The organism is Rhodoblastus acidophilus, from assembly GCF_900187365.1.
Lineage (GTDB): Bacteria > Pseudomonadota > Alphaproteobacteria > Rhizobiales > Beijerinckiaceae > Rhodoblastus > Rhodoblastus acidophilus.
The window spans coordinates 68,545-84,838 of sequence record NZ_FYDG01000004.1; the positions used below are offsets into that span (position 1 = coordinate 68,545).

At 66.3% G+C, this 16,294-nt stretch carries 11 protein-coding genes; 4 read left to right on the plus strand and 7 right to left on the minus strand.

The annotated features are described in order from the left end of the window. Nucleotides 1-2: 2 nt before the first annotated feature. Nucleotides 3-1,052, plus strand: coding sequence for a biotin synthase BioB (gene bioB, locus CFB24_RS10315; protein ID WP_088520536.1), 1,050 nt, complete (start codon nt 3-5; stop codon nt 1,050-1,052). On the opposite strand, the gene CFB24_RS10320 is transcribed toward bioB, so the two are convergent. Then, nucleotides 1,001-2,242, minus strand: a complete 1,242-nt coding sequence (locus CFB24_RS10320; RefSeq protein ID WP_088520537.1) for an adenosylmethionine--8-amino-7-oxononanoate transaminase — start codon at nt 2,240-2,242, stop codon at nt 1,001-1,003. The genes bioB and CFB24_RS10320 overlap by 52 nt on opposite strands. 11 nt (nt 2,243-2,253) lie before the next feature. Between CFB24_RS10320 and bioD the strand changes: the two genes are divergently transcribed. Together bioD and CFB24_RS10330 are read left to right on the plus strand one after the other, a co-directional pair. Next, a complete protein-coding gene (bioD, locus tag CFB24_RS10325) occupies nt 2,254-2,913 on the plus strand; it encodes a dethiobiotin synthase (RefSeq protein WP_088520538.1) in 660 nt (219 codons plus the stop codon). Nucleotides 2,914-3,023: 110 nt separating this feature from the next. Next, nucleotides 3,024-3,236, plus strand: coding sequence for a hypothetical protein (locus CFB24_RS10330; RefSeq protein ID WP_141098421.1), 213 nt, complete (start codon nt 3,024-3,026; stop codon nt 3,234-3,236). Between the two features lie 50 nt (nt 3,237-3,286). Here CFB24_RS10330 and prfB read toward each other — a convergent pair. The 4 genes from prfB to CFB24_RS10350 all read right to left on the minus strand — a co-directional run bounded on the left by prfB (nt 3,287) and on the right by CFB24_RS10350 (nt 9,918). Continuing rightward, nucleotides 3,287-4,418 (minus strand): peptide chain release factor 2 gene (prfB, locus tag CFB24_RS10335; RefSeq protein WP_096335412.1). Its coding sequence is split into 2 segments (ribosomal slippage): nt 3,287-4,348 and nt 4,350-4,418, totalling 1,131 coding nucleotides; the frame shifts between segments, so codons are not numbered across the junction. Nucleotides 4,419-4,519: 101 nt separating this feature from the next. Beyond that, complete coding sequence (locus CFB24_RS10340) at nt 4,520-5,776, minus strand: methyl-accepting chemotaxis protein (protein ID WP_158255171.1); 1,257 nt, start codon at nt 5,774-5,776, stop codon at nt 4,520-4,522. Between the two features lie 143 nt (nt 5,777-5,919). Beyond that, nucleotides 5,920-8,316 (minus strand): penicillin-binding protein 1A, encoded by a 2,397-nt coding sequence (locus CFB24_RS10345; protein ID WP_088520542.1) that lies wholly within the window; start codon nt 8,314-8,316, stop codon nt 5,920-5,922. Between the two features lie 189 nt (nt 8,317-8,505). Further along, nucleotides 8,506-9,918, minus strand: coding sequence for an N-acetylmuramoyl-L-alanine amidase (locus tag CFB24_RS10350; RefSeq protein WP_104469642.1), 1,413 nt, complete (start codon nt 9,916-9,918; stop codon nt 8,506-8,508). Nucleotides 9,919-10,695: 777 nt separating this feature from the next. On the opposite strand from CFB24_RS10350, the gene CFB24_RS10355 reads away from it, so the two are divergent. Then, entirely contained in the window at nt 10,696-13,866 is a 3,171-nt protein-coding gene (locus tag CFB24_RS10355) for an Rne/Rng family ribonuclease (RefSeq protein WP_088520544.1), read from the plus strand. A 91-nt stretch (nt 13,867-13,957) separates the two neighbouring features. Here the strand turns inward: CFB24_RS10355 and CFB24_RS10360 are convergent, their stop codons facing one another. Both CFB24_RS10360 and CFB24_RS10365 read right to left on the minus strand, forming a co-directional pair. Then, nucleotides 13,958-14,623 carry a response regulator gene (locus CFB24_RS10360; RefSeq protein WP_244593139.1) on the minus strand — a complete coding sequence of 222 codons (666 nt, stop codon included), beginning with the start codon at nt 14,621-14,623 and terminating at the stop codon, nt 13,958-13,960. 217 nt (nt 14,624-14,840) lie between these two features. Continuing rightward, a complete protein-coding gene (locus CFB24_RS10365) occupies nt 14,841-16,262 on the minus strand; it encodes a sensor histidine kinase (RefSeq protein ID WP_088520546.1) in 1,422 nt (473 codons plus the stop codon). Between the last annotated feature and the right edge of the window lie 32 nt (nt 16,263-16,294).

The window sequence follows — 16,294 nt, forward strand, 5'->3', positions numbered from 1 at the left end:
ATATGAACGCGCAGCCGACCTTTACCGAAAAAGCCCCGATTCGCCACGACTGGACGCTCGAAGAAATCGAGGCCCTGTTCGCCCTTCCCTTGCTCGACCTCGTGCATCGCGCGCAAACGGTCCATCGTCAATATCACGACCAAACCGTGCAACTCGCCAGCCTGTTGTCGATCAAGACCGGCGGGTGCGCCGAAGATTGCCATTATTGCCCGCAAAGCGCGCATTTCTCCAAGCAGACGGGGCTGGTGAAGGAAACCCAGCTCGACGTCGATTATGTGCTGGGGCGCGCCAAAATGGCCAGGGAGGCCGGCGCCACCCGCTTCTGCATGGGCGCGGCCTGGCGTTCCGTCCGCGACGGAGCCGAATTCGACGCCGTGCTCGACATGGTGCGCGGCGTGCGCGCGCTGAACATGGAGGCTTGCGTAACCCTGGGCATGTTGCAGCCGCATCAGGCCAAGCGCCTCGCGGACGCTGGCCTGACCAGCTACAACCACAATCTCGACACCTCGCCGGAATTTTATGGCGAGATCATCACCACCCGCACCTACCAGGACCGCCTGGATACGCTGAACCTCGTTCGCGCGGAGGGCATCGGCATTTGCTGCGGCGGCATTATCGGCATGGGCGAAAGCCAGCTCGACCGGGCGTCGTTGATCCGCGAATTGACCAAAATGACCCCGCATCCGGACAGCGTGCCGATCAACGGGCTGGTGGCCGTGCGCGGCACGCCGCTGGAGGGCCGCCAGCAGGTGGACGCGTTCGAGATGGTGCGGATGATCGCCGTCGCCCGCATCACCATGCCGCAGTCGCGGGTGCGCCTGTCGGCCGGCCGCTCGGAAATGACCGCCGAGGGGCAGGCTTTGTGCTTCATGGCCGGCGCCAATTCGATCTTCTACGGCGAAAAGCTGCTCACCACCGACAATAACGATGCGCTGGCCGATCGTGAGCTGATCGAGAAGCTGGGCCTGCGCCCGGAGGAGATCGAGGAGCGTTCAGCCCATTACGATCTCGACAGCAACGAGCAGATCGCCGAGGTCAACGCCGCCAGCTGATCCCGCTCGATGGTGAAAGCCGGCGTGAGATAGACGATATCGCCGAAGGGGCGGATCCAAAAACCCCTTTCGGCGAATTCATGCCGGAGGCGCGGCGCGTCCAGGCTTGCGAGCTGAACCGCGCCGATCGCGCCCTTGACCCGCACATCCACCACGCCGGGCAAGCCGCGGCAGGGCTCCAGCCCCTCGCGCAATTGCGCCTCAATGGCCGCCACCTGCTCCAGCCGCGGCTCGGTCTCGAACAGGTCGAGCGAGGCGTTGGCGGCGGCGCAGGCCAGCGGATTGGCCATATAGGTCGGCCCGTGCATCAGGGCCTTGGCCGGATCGTCCGACAGAAAAGCCTTGTACACATGCGGCCGCGCCAGCGTCGCCGCCAGCGTCACGGCGCCGCCGGTCAGCCCCTTGCCGACGCAGAGAATGTCGGGGACCACCCCAGCCTGTTCGCAGGCGAAGAATGTGCCGGTGCGGCCAAAACCCACGAAAATTTCGTCGGCTATCAGCAAAACCTCATGTTTTGCACAAAGTTCGGCGACGCGCCGCAGCGTGGCCGCGTCATGCATTTTCATACCGCCGGCGCCTTGCACCAGCGGTTCGATCAGCACGGCCGCGACATGGTCTTTTTCGCGCGCCAGCAGCGCGTCGAACTGTTGCGCGCTGGCGTCGTCCACCGGCATTTCCGCCAGGATCTGCTTCGGCAGATAATCCTTGAACAGGGCGTGCATGGATTCGTCGGGATCGCACACCGCCATGCAGGCCATGGTGTCGCCGTGATAGCCATAACGGAACGACACCATGCGGCTGCGGCCGGCGAAGCCGCGATTGAGCCAATATTGCACCGCCATTTTCATCGCGACTTCCACGGCGACGGAGCCGCTGTCGACGAAAAACACTTTTGAGAGGTCGCCCGGCGCCTTGTCGGCGAGCCGCGCCGCCAGCCGCAGCGCCGGCTCATGCACGAGCCCGCCGAACATCACATGCGGCATGGTCTCAAGCTGCGCCCGCATGGACGCGATAATGTGCGGATGATTGTAGCCGTGGCAGGCCGTCCACCACGAGGCGATCCCGTCGATCAGTTCGCGCCCGTCGGCCAGCGCGATCACCGAGCCGGATGTCGAGGCCGCCTGCAAGGGCTGGCGGCAGTTGAGCATCTGGGTGTAGGGAAGCCAGATATGTTCGAGCAGATTTTCCATTGGGGGCAGCTTTGCGGCGTTATTTCATCACTTCGACCGGCACCGGGGTCGGCAAGACGTTCACGACTTGCGCGTTGATCCGACAGGCGCGGGGCCTTGGCAAAAGAGTCGTGGCGACCAAACCGCTTATTTCCGGTTTCGACAAGACGAAAATCGAGGAAAGCGACACCGGGGCGATCCTGGCGGCGCTCGGAGAGCCGCCCTCCGACGAAACCGTCGCCCGCATCTCGCCCTGGCGGTTCTCCGCGCCGCTCGCGCCCAATATGGCGGCGGCGGCCGAGGGAACGGCGGTGGATTGCGGCGGCCTGTTCGCCCACAGCCGCGCCTTTCTGGCCCAACACGCCGATGTGGCGCTGATCGAGGGCGTCGGCGGCGTGATGGTCCCGCTCGACGCGCGCACGACCGTGCTGGACTGGATCGCCGCCTGCGCCATTCCCGCGATCCTGGTGGTCGGCGATTATCTGGGAACCATCAGCCACACGCTGACCGCGCTGGAAGTGCTGAAAATGCGCGGCGTTCCCGTCGCGGCGGTGGTGATCAGCGCGGGCGAGGGCGCCGAGGTTCCGTTCGCGGCCACCTGCGACGATCTCGCCGCCCGCGTGGCGCCGATCCCGGTGCTGCCGCTGCCGCGCGGCGCCACTGGCGCCGAACTCGCGGGGCTGGTGACGTAATCATCGCCACAGGCCGCAACCTTCGAAGGGCTGGGAACTTCGCCAACATCAAGGCGTTGCGTGCCCGCGTCGGGGACGGTCCCGAGGCCTGGCGATTCGAAGGAGTTCCCATGAAGACTATGGCGTTATTGGCGGCCGCTGCGATCGCGGCGGCCTCGCTCACCACCGCCGCCCAGGCGCTGCCGGCCACGCCGGGCGCTTCCGCGCCGAACGACGCCATCGTTCAGGTCAAACACAAGAAGCACAAGACCCACAAGAAGTCCAAGACCACGGACGATCAGGGCGGCGGATCGGGAATGTCCGGCGACAAGAAGGGCATGTAGCGGCCCGGAAGGCGGCTGAGGAGGCGCGTGGATCGCGCCTCCGGTCCCGTCTAGTCCACGTCCTCGACGCTGTCCGGCCCGCCGCCATTGACGCGCTGAGCCAGCGCCGCCTCCATGAAGGCGTCGAGATCGCCGTCGAGCACTTCGTCCGGCGTGCCCGAGACCACGCCGGTGCGCAGATCCTTGACCATCTGGTAGGGCTGCAGCACGTAGGAGCGGATCTGGTGGCCCCAGCCCACCTCCGTCTTGCCGGCGTTGAGCTTGTCGGTCTCGGCCTGGCGCCGCTCCAATTCCTGCTCGTACAAGCGGGCGCGCAACATGTTCCAGGCGGTGGCCCGGTTTTTGTGCTGCGACCGCTCCATCTGGCAGGACACCACGATGCCCGTGGGGATGTGGGTGATGCGCACGGCCGAATCGGTCTTGTTGATGTGCTGGCCGCCCGCGCCGGAGGCGCGATACGTGTCGATGCGGCAGTCGCTTTCGTTGATCTGAATGTCGATGCGGTCGTCGACGACCGGATAGACCCAGGCCGACGCGAAGGACGTATGGCGGCGCGCGTTGGAATCGAACGGAGAAATGCGCACAAGGCGGTGCACGCCCGATTCGGTCTTGGCCCAGCCGTGGGCGTTATGCCCCTTGATCAGCAGCGTGGCCGACTTGATGCCCGCCTCGTCGCCGGACGTCTCCTCGATCAGTTCGACCTTGAATTTGCGGCGTTCGGCCCAGCGCGTGTACATGCGCAGCAGCATCCGCGCCCAATCGCAGCTTTCGGTGCCGCCGGCGCCGGAATGGACTTCAAGATAGGTGTCGTTGGCGTCCGCCTCGCCCGAAAGCAAGGCTTCGACCTGACGGCGCTCGGCTTCCTTCTTGATGGCCTTCAGCTGCTCGACGCCTTCATCCTGCGCGGACTCGTCGTCCTCCATCTCGCCGAGTTCGATCAGCGTGACGGCGTCGTCGAGTTCCGTTTCGAACTTTTTCAGCGTCCCCAGCCGGTCTTCCAACTCGGTGCGCTCGCGCATCAGGCCTTGGGCGGCTTCGGCGTCGTTCCAGAAATCGGGGTGTTCGGATTTGGCGTTCAGTTCCGCGAGGCGGCGAGTCGATTGATCGACGTCAAAGATGCCTCCTCAGCAGCCCGACTGACTGCTTGATCTCTTCTATGAGCGACACGGCTTCCGCGCGCATGGCGATTTCCCATCGTAAATGAGCGAGAGCCGTTCATAGGCGGCGAAACGCGCGCTGTAAAGCGCGCGATGCGTTCCACGACAGGCGCGGAGCCGGGACGATCAGATCTTACGGACCACCGCGAGGAATTCGCGCACGACGCCGGAGACGCGGCCGGTCTCCGCATCCATGCGCGCCAGCGCGCCAATGGCTTCCTGGGCGGCGGACAGCGTTTCCTCGGCGGAGTTGGACACGCCCGAGATGTTCCGCGACACGGCGCCTGCGCCGTCGGAGGCCTGCTGCACGCTATGGGCGATATTGGCGGTCGAGGCGGATTGCTCCTCCACGGCGGCGGCGATCACTGCGGCGATATGGCTCAGTTCGCCGATTCGGCTGTTGACCTGGTCCATGGCGAGCACGGCCTCGCGCGTCGCCGCCTGCACGCCGTTGATCTGGGCCCCGATCTCCTCGGTCGCCTTGGCGGTCTGGCTGGCGAGATGCTTGACTTCGCTGGCGACGACGGCGAAGCCGCGCCCGGCCTCGCCGGCGCGCGCCGCCTCGATGGTGGCGTTGAGCGCGAGCAGGTTGGTCTGGCTGGCGATGGCGTTGATCATGTTGACGATTTCGCCGATGCGCGCCGAACTTTCGGCGAGGCCCTGCACCTTGGCGCTGGCGCCGTTGGCGTCGCCGGTGGCGAGATCGCTGAACTTCCGCGCCTGTTCGACCTGGGTGGCGATCTCGCGAATCGCGCCGGTCAATTCGTCGGCGGCCTGCGCGACGCTGTGCACGTTGCCGGCGGTCTCCGTGGTGGCCCCGGAAACGTCGGCGGCGCGATCGCGCGTGCGCTCGGCCTCCGAGGCCAGTTTGCGCGCCGTGTCGGCGATGCTGGTCGCCACCTGTTTCACGGCGCCGAGAATGCCGGATATGTCGCGGTCGAACCGGTCCATCACCGAATTCATCTCCTTGTCGCGCGCCTGCCGCCGGCTTTCGCGCTCAGACAAATCGATGATGCTGGAATAGACCACGTTCGGGTTGGCGCGCGAACGCACCAGCGTGACCTGGGCGAGAAAACTCTCGCCGTTGGCGCGCTTGTGGGTCCATTCGAACCGATGCGATCCCTTTTGCCTGGCCTCGCCGGTCAGGCGCTGGGCCTTGGAGGACGACGCTTCGCCGTCGGGCTGCATGGCCGGCGAAATGTCTTCCGGCGTGCAGGAGGCGAGTTCGTTCCGGCTGGCGAATCCGAAGGTGCGGACGGCGGCGTCGTTGCAGGAGACGAAGCGCGCGCCTTGCATCACCAGAATCGGATCCGGCGTGGCGTTGAAGAAATCGCGCTCGATGTCGGCGGTCGGGTCATTTGCCTTGCGAAACAGCGCGCCCATGTGGTCTCCCATTCCATACGTGAGCGCCGCCTCAAGCGAGCGCGATCCGATGGAGCACAACCTGAACGCGAACGGTTAACAATGTCTGAATCAAGGCGATCTTGATCGTAACGATCAACAGCTTGCGGATGATGCGGAACCGCTCAGTACAGGCCGCCGGTGCCGCCGCCCACCTGGTTGTCGTTGGCCGGCGCATCATTGCGCTGTCCGCCGCCGCCTTCATAGGAATCCGGCGGCGCCGTGCCCGGCTTGAAGGCTTCCAGGATCGAGCCCTGGCCCGAGGCGCGCGCGCCGCTCTTCGGATCGACCGAAATCAGCTTGATGCCCGGCGGCACGCGGAACGGCGCGTCGGGCTTGTTGGCCAGCGCCATTTTCATGAAATCGCGGAAGATCGGCGCGGCATAGGTGGCCGCCTGGGCGGAATCGCCCATGGAGCGCGGCTTGTCGTAGCCGAGGAATACGCCGACCGCGAGATCCGGCGAATAGCCGATGAACCAGAGATCCTTGGCCTCATTGGTGGTGCCGGTCTTGCCGGCGAGATGACGGCCCAGTTCCTTGAGGCTGACGCCCGTTCCGCGCTGGATCACGCCCTCCATGATCGAGGTGATCTGGTAGGCAGTGAGCGGGTCGAGCACCTGTTCGCTCTTGTCCACGAGCTTGGGCTCGTTGTCGGGCGAGAATCGGTCCGCGTCGCAGCCGAGGCATTCGCGCTCGTCGTGCCGGTAGATGGTGTGGCCCCAGCGGTCCTGAATGCGGTCGATCAGCGTCGCCTTGATCTGCTTGCCGCCATTGGCGAGCATGGAATAGGCGCTGACCATGCGGATGACCGTGGTTTCGCCCGCGCCGAGCGACATGGAGAGCAGCGGCGCCATATTGTCGTAAATGCCGAAGCGCCGCGCCGTCTCGGCGATCAGCGGCATGCCGATGTCGCGCGCGAGCCGCACGGTCATCAGGTTCTTGGAATGCTCGATGCCATAGCGCAGCGTGTGCGAGCCGTAGTGGCCCGACTCGAAGTTTTCCGGGCGCCACACCGATCCGTCGGGCTGCGCGATTTCGATCGGCTCGTCCTGCAGCACGGAGGAGGGCGTGTAGCCGTTGTCGAGCGCCGTCGCGTAGACGAAGGGCTTGAAGGAGGAGCCGGGCTGGCGCTGCGCCTGGGTGGCGCGGTTGAACACGGACTGGTCGAACGAGAAGCCGCCGACCATGGCGAAGACGCGGCCGGTGAACGGGTCCATCGCCACGATGGCGCCGGAGATTTCCGGGATCTGGCGCAGCCGGACCTGACCGGGGCGGCCGTCGATCGGCTCGACGAAGATCACGTCGCCGACCGTGAAGGCCTGCCGCAGTTTTTTGCGCAAGAAGCGGGCGTTGTCGGCGGAGAGGGTGGCGATCTCGCGGGCGCGGGCGACTTCGCCGGACTTTTCCCTCGCCGGCTGCAGGCCGACGCGCAGCCCGGAATCGCTCACGTCCAGCACCACGGCGAGGCGCCAGGGCGTGACATCGCCTAGCGGCGGCACCTCGGCGAGCGCCGGGCCCCAGTCGCCGCCAATGTTGATCTGCTTGTAAGGGCCGCGATAGCCGTGGGCCTCGTCGAAGCGCACGAGGCCGTCGACCAGCGCCTTGCGCGCCATCAACTGCATTTTCGGATCGAGCGTGGTGCGCACCGACAAGCCGCCCTCGTAGAGCTTGCGGTCGCCGTAACGGTCGTAAAGCTCGCGGCGCACCTCTTCCACGAAATAGCCGGCCGCGAAGGAATTGGCGGAGACGCTGCGCGGGTTGACCACCAGCGGCTCGGCCTTGGCCGCCTCGCCGTCGGCGCGCGACACATAGCCATTCTCCATCATGCGATTGAGAACGTAATTGCGGCGGTCGACGGCGGCGTCGTGGTTGCGCCAGGGATTGTAATTGTTGGGCGCTTTCGGCAAGCCGGCGAGATAGGCGGCCTCCGCCAGCGTCAATTCCTGCACCGACTTATCGAAATAGTTCAGCGCGGCCGCGGCTATGCCATAAGATCCAAGCCCGAGATTGATCTTGTTGAGATAAAGCTCGAGGATCTTTTCCTTGCTGTAGGTCTGCTCGATGCGGACCGACAGCAGCGCCTCCTGGATCTTGCGCTCCATCGAACGCTCGGGAGTCAACAGGAAGTTCTTGGCCACCTGTTGGGTGATGGTCGAGGCGCCCTGCATGCGCTTGTTGCCTTCGACGAGCACCTTCACCGCGCGCAACATGCCTTCCGGGTCGATGCCGTTGTGGGTGTAGAAATTCTTGTCCTCGGCCGAGATGAACGCTTCCTTCACCAGCTTCGGAATGGCGTTGGCGGGAATGTAGAGGCGGCGCTCATGCGCGTATTCCGCGACGACGGAGCCGTCGGCGGCGTGAACGCGGGTCATCACCGGCGGCTCGTAATCCTTGAGCTGGGTGTGGTCGGGCAGGTCCTTGGAGAAGGTATAGACGGCCGCGCCGACGCCGACCGCGGCGACAATGAAGACGATCGCGCCCGCCGCGAAAAGAAAAGCGAAAAAGCGGGCGAACATGCGCATCCAACATCCCCTTCAACAACACGACCCGGCCACGGGCTGCTCGGCAAAGCATGGACCTGACGCCCCGGCGTATAGCATCGCCGGCTCCCGCCGGCCATGCGAAAATCGCCGGAACGTCCGACCGAAGCGTCTGGATCGCAGCAATCGCCCCGCTTTGTGTCGCTTTGAGGGCGAGGGGGCGCCCAAGCGTCAGGGCATACGCGGCTCGGCCGGCGCCGATTGCACAGCCGCCGCGTCGACCCTTTGGGCCGGCTGCGCGGCGGTCGCGGCGGAATCGCTTTGCCCGTCGCCTTGCGCCGTTCCCTCGGAGCGGCTGCGGAAGAAATCGTCGATCGCCAGCGCGGCCTGGGCTGCGGCTTTCTCGCGCCATTGCGGGGAGGCGAGGTCGGCGGCGTCCTGCGGGCTGGAGAGATAGCCAAGCTCCATCAGCACCGAGGGCACGTCCGGCGCCTTGAGCACGACGAAGCCGGCGAAGCGCCGGGGATTCTTGTTGAGCGTGGCCGCCATCTTCCAGCGTTCGCTGACATATTTGGCGAAAATATTTGAATAGGCGCGGGTTTCCCGCCGCGTGAGATCGAACAGGATGTCGTTGACCTCGCCGGACTGCTCCTGCGCCTCCTGCCCGGCGGCCGAATCCGCCTTATTCTCGCTCTCGGCCACTCGCGCGGCCTCCGCGTCCGAGGCGCGTTCTGAAACGGTATAAACGGTCGCGCCATGCACGCCGTCCGAGCCGCCGCGCAACGAATCGGCGTGCAGCGAGACAAACAGCGCGGCCCCGAGCTTGCGGGCGATTCGCACCCGCTCCTGCAACGGCACGAACCTGTCGTCCTCGCGGGTGAAGGCGACGCGATAGCGGCCGCTGGCGCGCAGCGGCGCCGCCATCGCCCTGGCGAAATCGAGCACGACGTTCTTTTCGACGGCGTTGCGGCCCCTCGCGCCCGCGTCGACGCCGCCATGGCCGGGATCGAGCACGATCAGCGGCTTTTGCGCTTCGGCCGCGCCGAGGGGAATGGCGGCGGTGGCGTCGGCCTGTTCCATCTGCGCCCGCGCGTCCTGCGCCTGCCGGTCGGCCCCGGCGTGGGCGGCGGCGCGGAAGGCGGCGGCGTCGGTCGGCTTGATCGCCAGCGTCAGAGCCGCCGCGCCGTTGGTCTGGATGCAGGAGGCGGAAACTTCGGAAGGGCCTGGCAAATCGACGACAATGCGCGACTTGCCCGGCGCCAGCCGCCCAAATCTATACGAAAGGGCCGGGGGCTCGGCCGCCTGCGGTTCGCGACTGGCGCGGGCGTGCGCGCGGCCGTGAGGCTGATTCGCCGCCACGCGTTTATTGGCCGCCGCGCCCTGGCTCGGATCGATCAGGAACCGGACCTCGGGCAGGTCGGCCACAGCCCGGGCGGGCTGGTCGAGCACATAGGCCTGATGCGCCACACAGGCGTTCAGCGTGAAGATCAGCCGGGTCTCCCGCCCGGCGTTTTCGACGCGGACATCGTAGGCGACGACGGCGTCCTGCGGCGGCGACGGTTCGCCCCGCGCCGCGCCGGCGATCACGGCGGACGCGAACAGGCCGGCGGCGATGGCGTGAGGGAGTTTCGGCGAAAACGACAAGGCTCTGACCATCCAAATGGAGGGGACATCCAACGCAACAACGGGCCCAAGTCAGAGCATGAAAGAATTAACAACCTTTAACGAAGCTTGCGCAAGCTTGCACGGCCTTCGCGGCAGGGGACGCGAGAACTTGCCAACGCCGAATGTGACGATTAAATAAGAAGGGTTCGTCGGCGCGAGGCAAAGAGTCGCAGCGCCGAACTCGAATGGGTTTCCCGTCGCGCAGGCGTCCCGGCATGGCCGGAGACATTCCACGAGACGGAGGGTTTTTGTGCGCGAATGCGATGGAGGCGTCGTTTGCGCGGCGCGAACAACCCGAAGCGTTAAATCTTCCGCCCGCGGCCGGCACGGACCGTTGGGCGCGGAACTCGAAATTGCTCCGCTGTCAGGGCCTTTTGCAAGGCTGAGGCGCGGAAGTTTGCAAAGGTTTGCACGTGGCGACGCCAAACCTTCGGCGCGGGGACCCGTCCCGCTCGAAGACAGAATCCGGAGAAGGTCCGCGCGCTTCGCTGCGCCGCGCCGTTCTGCGGTTTGGCGCGCCGCGCGCTGATGCGCCAGACTGCCCTTCACGGTCCCGCACCGGGAGCCGCGCTTCATTCGTGAAGCCCGGAGCCGCACCGGGACGATTTTCTTCGTCAACATCCAATAGCATGGCGCGCCAGTATGGGCGCGGCGCCGCGCGCGCGGCGGGACCGGACGGCTCGCAAAGTTTGAGCCCCGTCCTGCGCGCAAGCCAAGCGGCCAGCCTGAGCGGCGCCATGGAATCAAGAGTTCGCAATGGCAAACAAAATGCTGATCGACGCCTCCCACCCCGAAGAGACTCGGGTGGTGGTGCTGCGAGGGAATAGGGTCGAGGAATTCGATTTCGAATCCGCCGCCAGGAAACAGCTGCGCGGAAATATTTATCTGGCCAAGGTCACGCGGGTCGAACCCTCGCTGCAGGCCGCTTTCGTCGAATATGGCGGCAATCGCCATGGCTTTCTCGCCTTCAGCGAAATTCACCCGGATTACTATCAGATCCCGCATGCGGACCGTCAGGCCCTGATCGAAGAGGAATCCCGCGCCCATCGTGAGGAAGACGAGGAGGAGAGCCCGCGCCGCCGCAGCCGCCGCAGCCGTCGCGGCTCCGAAAAGCGCCGCAACGACGATCGGGTGACCGGCGAGGCCCAAGAGGCCGGCGACGTTCAAGAGGCCGGCGACGTTCAAGAGGCCGGCGACGTTCAAGAGGCCGGCGACGTTCAAGAGGCCGGCGAGGTCCAAGAGGTCGACGAGGGTCACGAGGTCGAAGAGGTTTTGGAGGCCGAGGCCGGCGCCGCCGAAGCGGCCGAGGCCGACGTAACGGAATCAGAAGGTCTGGAGCAGGACGTCGCGGCCGCCGCGCATGAATTCGTCGCCGCCGTCGAACCGGCGCAGGAACAGGACGAGGCCGCCGCAGTCGACGCCCCCGCTCCGGTCGAAGCGGCGTCCGAAATCGAGGAAGCTGCGCCGGGCGAAACCGCAACGGCGTCTGACGCTTATGTCGAGGCCGAGACGGACGCGAAGGCTGAAGTCTCAGAGAGCGAGTCGGCTCCGGCCGTCGATGACCCGGCCGCTGACGGCCATCGCCGGTTCCAGGATCCCGAAGGCTTCGCCGTCGTTGACGGAGATGACGAGCCTGCGGCGGATCTTGGCGCCGAGGATGACGATGACGCGTCCGAGCACGCCGCGCTGGCCGCCGCCGATGTCGAGGACGCCGAAGGCGACCGGGAGCATGGCGATCACGACCACACGGACCGTTATCATTCCGACCATTATCATGCGGACCATGACCACGGCGACCACGAGGAAGACGAGGTCGTCGAGCAACTGGGCGGCGATGCTATGGACGAGACGCCCTATCGCGCGCCCCGCCTGCGCCGCCAGTACAAGATTCAGGAAGTCATCAAGCGCCGCCAGGTGCTGCTGATTCAGGTCGTCAAGGAAGAGCGCGGCAACAAGGGCGCGGCGCTGACCACCTATCTGTCGCTGGCCGGGCGCTATTCGGTGCTGATGCCCAACACCGCGCGCGGCGGCGGCATTTCCCGCAAGATCACCGACGCTGGCGACCGCAAGCGTCTCAAGGAAATCGCCGGCGAGCTGGAGGTGCCCGAAGGCATGGGCGTCATCCTGCGCACGGCGGGCGCCGCCCGCACCAAGCAGGAAATCCAGCGCGACTTCGAATATCTGATGCGCATGTGGGAGAAGGTGCGCGAGCTCACCCTGTCCTCCAGCGCTCCGGCCCTCGTCTATGAGGAGGGCTCGCTGATCAAGCGCGCCATCCGCGATCTCTACAACAAGGAGATCGACGAGGTGATGGTGGCGGGTGAGCCCGGCTATCGCGAGGCGCGCGATTTCATGCGCCTGCTGATGCCGAGCCATGTCAAGAACGTGGTCGCCTATCGCGATCCCCAGCCGATCTTCGCCAAATGGGGCGCGGAATCGCAACTCGACGCGCTGTTCCACAATCAGGTGACGCTGCGCTCGGGCGGCTATATCGTCATCAACCAGACCGAAGCTTTGGTCGCCATCGACGTGAACTCGGGCCGCTCCACCCGCGAGCACAATATCGAGGACACCGCGCTGCGCACCAATCTGGAGGCGTCCGACGAGGTCGCCCGCCAGTTGCGCCTGCGCGATCTCGCCGGCCTCATCGTGGTCGATTTCATCGACATGGAGGAGAGCCGCAACAATCGCGCCGTCGAGCGCCGGCTCAAGGAGGCGCTGAAGGACGACCGCGCCCGCATCCAGGTCGGCCGCATTTCGCATTTCGGCCTGCTGGAAATGTCGCGCCAGCGCATCCGCACCGGCGTTCTGGAAGGCTCGTCCGTGGTGTGCCCGCATTGCGCCGGCGTCGGCACTGTGCGCAGCACCTCCTCCGTCGCGGTCCATGTGATGCGCGTGCTGGAGGATGCGCTGATCAAGAGCGCGACCCACAATGTCATCCTGCGCACCCGCACCGACATCGCCCTGTACATTCTGAACCAGAAGCGCGCGCTGCTGCGGTTGATCGAGGAGCGGTTCGGCGTCTCCGTGACGGTTGAAGCCGACGACAGCTTGGCCGGCGGCGCCTATCACGCTCTGGAGCGCGGCGAACCCGTCGATCCCGTTCGCCGTTACGACCCGCGCCGCCCGTTGGAGGAGGCCGAGCCGATCGGCGAGGCTGAAACCGAGGCTGAGTTCGACGAAGAGATTCAGGCTGAAACCTCCGAGCCGGAAGCCGAGGGCGAGGATCGCGACGAGGCCGAAAGCCGCCGTCGCCGCCGTCGCCGTCGTGGACGCGGCCGCAGCTTTGAGCGCGAACCCGCGATCGACCCGGCCGCGCCGCAGCCGTCCGATGAGGGCCTCAACCTGATGGCGACGATCGGCGGCGACCTGATGTCGCCGGCGGAGCCGCAGCCTGAGGGCGATGAGCAAACCGAGGAAGGCCGTTCGGAAGGTCGCCGAGGCCGGGGTCGCTGGCGTCGGCGCGGTCGCGGCCGCAACGGCGAATTCACCGATTTCTCGGGCGATTGGCGCCCGAGCGCGGCGGAAGGCGGCGAAGGCGAGGCGGTTGAATCCGCCTCCGTCGAAGGAGAGATTGCGGAGGTCGCCGCTGGCGAACCGACGCCGCTCGCGCCGTCCGAGTTTGAGGCCCAGCAGGCCGAGGCGCCCGCGCCGACGGAGGTCGAGGCCTTCGCCGCCGCCGAGCCGGAACAGATCGCGGCGCCTGCGCCGACTGCTGAGCCTGCACAGACTGCGGCGCCGGCTGAGTCCGAGTCTACGCCGGTTGGCGACAGCCAGGACGCGCCGGCTGAGCTGGCCGCGCCCGAACCCGTGGTCGAGGAACGGCCGGCCCAGCCGGAACTGCCGGTGATCACCACCGCCGATCCCGCCGCGCCCAAGCGCTCCGGCTGGTGGTCGCGCGCCAAGGCCAGCCTGTCAGGCAAGTAAAATCAAAACGGGCCGCGAAAGCGGCCCGTTTCATTTGGGTTTGAATTTTAGGCTGACAGGTCGGCGTCGAAGGCCCGGGCCGGGTCGATCTTCACTCCACGCGGCGCCCGAGCGCCTTCACCGCCAGTTCGGTGCGGCTGCGGGCGTTGAGCTTCTCCAGGATACGGCTGACGTAGTTTTTCACCGTGCCTTCGGCCAGCTTGAGCTGCACGGCGATTTCCTTGTTGCCTTTTCCGGCGACGATGAATTGCAGAATTTCATTCTCGCGCTCCGTCAGCGCCTCGCTCTGGTCGGGCTTTTCGTTGGCCGGCGCCGGGATGCGGCGCACGCGGCGGAACTCGTCGAGCAGCTTGCGCGCCACATTGGGCGCCAGCCGCGACTGGCCGCGCGACACGGCGCGGATGGTTTCGAGAATTTCCTCCTCCTCGGCGTCCTTGAGCAGATAGGCCTGGGCGCCCGCGCAAATGGCGTCGAAGATCAAATCGTCGCTGTCGAAGGTCGTGAGGATGATCACCTGCGCGTCCGGGCAATCCTTGACGATCTGGCGCGTCGCCGCAATGCCGTTGAGCCGGGGCATTTGAATGTCCATCAGCACGATGTCGGGTTGCCAGCGCCGCGCCGCCTGCACCGCCTCGGCGCCGTCGCAGGCTTGAGCGACGATCTCAAGGTCGGTCTCCAACGCCAGCATGGCGGTGAAGGCGCGACGGATCAGGGGTTGATCCTCCGCGATCAAAATGCGGATGCGTTCATCCTGCACCAGTCTTTGTCTCCGAGTCATCGGGCTGAAAACGATCTTCGCGGAACCACACGCCTGCGGACTTCAGTCCGCGAGAAAAAAAGCATGTGGAACCAGCAAAACTTGGGGGAAAATTTAGCCCTTTTGCGGCCATAATGCAATTTACAGTCATTTCAGCTACGTAAGCAAGTATACCGCAGCAATTTTGACGAATCGGACGCGTCGGCGCGCCATTCCTCTACGTTAGATCGTAGGTTGCGCGTGCGGCGGCCGGCGCTTCGACCACGATCCGGGCGCCGCCGCCCGGCCGCGACTCCAGGCTGAAGCGCGCGCCGATCATTTCGGCGCGTTCGCGCATGCCGACCAGGCCGTAATGTCCTTCCGGCGCCCGGTCCGGCTCAAAGCCACGGCCGTCGTCGGCGATTTCGAGGCTGGCGCCGCCGTCGCGGTCTGCGGTCAGGCGAAGACTGACGAGACTCGCCTGCGCGTGCAATTCCGCATTGCGCAACGCCTCCTCGGCGATCTGAAGGAAGGTTTCGGCGACATCGGGATCGGGCGTCGTCGCCCGCGCGTCGAGATCGACCCGCACATGCAGGCCGGTGTGTTCGCCAAAACGTCGCGCCAGCGTCTCCAGAGCGGCGGCCAGACCTTCCGGTTGCAGCGGCCGCGCCCGCAGGTCGGCGATGGCCGCGCGCGCCCGGGCCAGTCCGTCGCGCACCGCCTGCTCGGCGAACCCCAGCTCCTCCACCAGCCGCGACGACGCATCGGATCCGGCGGTCTTGCGGATCAGACGGATCTGCGGGGCGAGCGCCACCAGCGAATGCACCAGCGTGTCATGGAGCGCGTGGGCGATGCGCAGGCGCTCGCGGATCACCGCGTTGGCGCGCGCCTCCTCGGCCCGGGCGCTGGCCTCGGCCCGCAGCCGGCGCAAATCGGTGACGTCGCGGCCGACCGCCTGATATTCCGCGCCGGCGCCCACCCAATGCGCGCGCCACCAGATCCAGACCGTTTCGCCGCCCACGCGCAAGGCGTGCTCGAAGGAGATCGCGGCGTCGTTCCGCAGTCGCTCCGTCCAGAACTCCGGTTCCGAAGACTGCAACAGATCGTCCACCGGGCGGCCGATCATTTCGCCCTCGGCGAGGTCAAACATTCGCCGCGCCGCCGGATTGACGAAGGTGATGCGCAGATCCCGTCCAAGCCGCAGCACGAGGTCGCCGTCATTCTCGACAATGTCGCGGTAGAGCGCCGCCTGCTCGCGCAGAACCCGGCCCGCCGCCTCCGCCTGTCCGGCGAGAATTTGCGCGCGGCGGCGTTCGTGGGCGAGCTGGCGCTCGAAGTCGAGCATGCCGCAGTCCGCGCAGGCGTAGATCAGAAAGTCGCCGCCGTCGGGGTCGCACACGACGGTGAGGGCGAAGGGCGTTTCAGCCGGCGGCAGCCGCAGGCCCGGAAGGTCGATCCGCTGGCGCGCGCCCGCGCGCAACGCCGCCAGTTCGGCGTCCAGCCCGAAGAAAACCGCGCTGTCGACGAGCGGCGCTCCGACCGGCGGCAGCCAGTTCAACAACCGGCCCTCGACGACGCGCAGCCGCAGATCGGCGCCGGCTCTGGCGAAGCCGAACAGCCCCATGGCGAGCGCCGGCGTGAAATCGGCGGGATGCGTCACATGCGCCCCTCTGGACCGAAATGTCGGCGCGG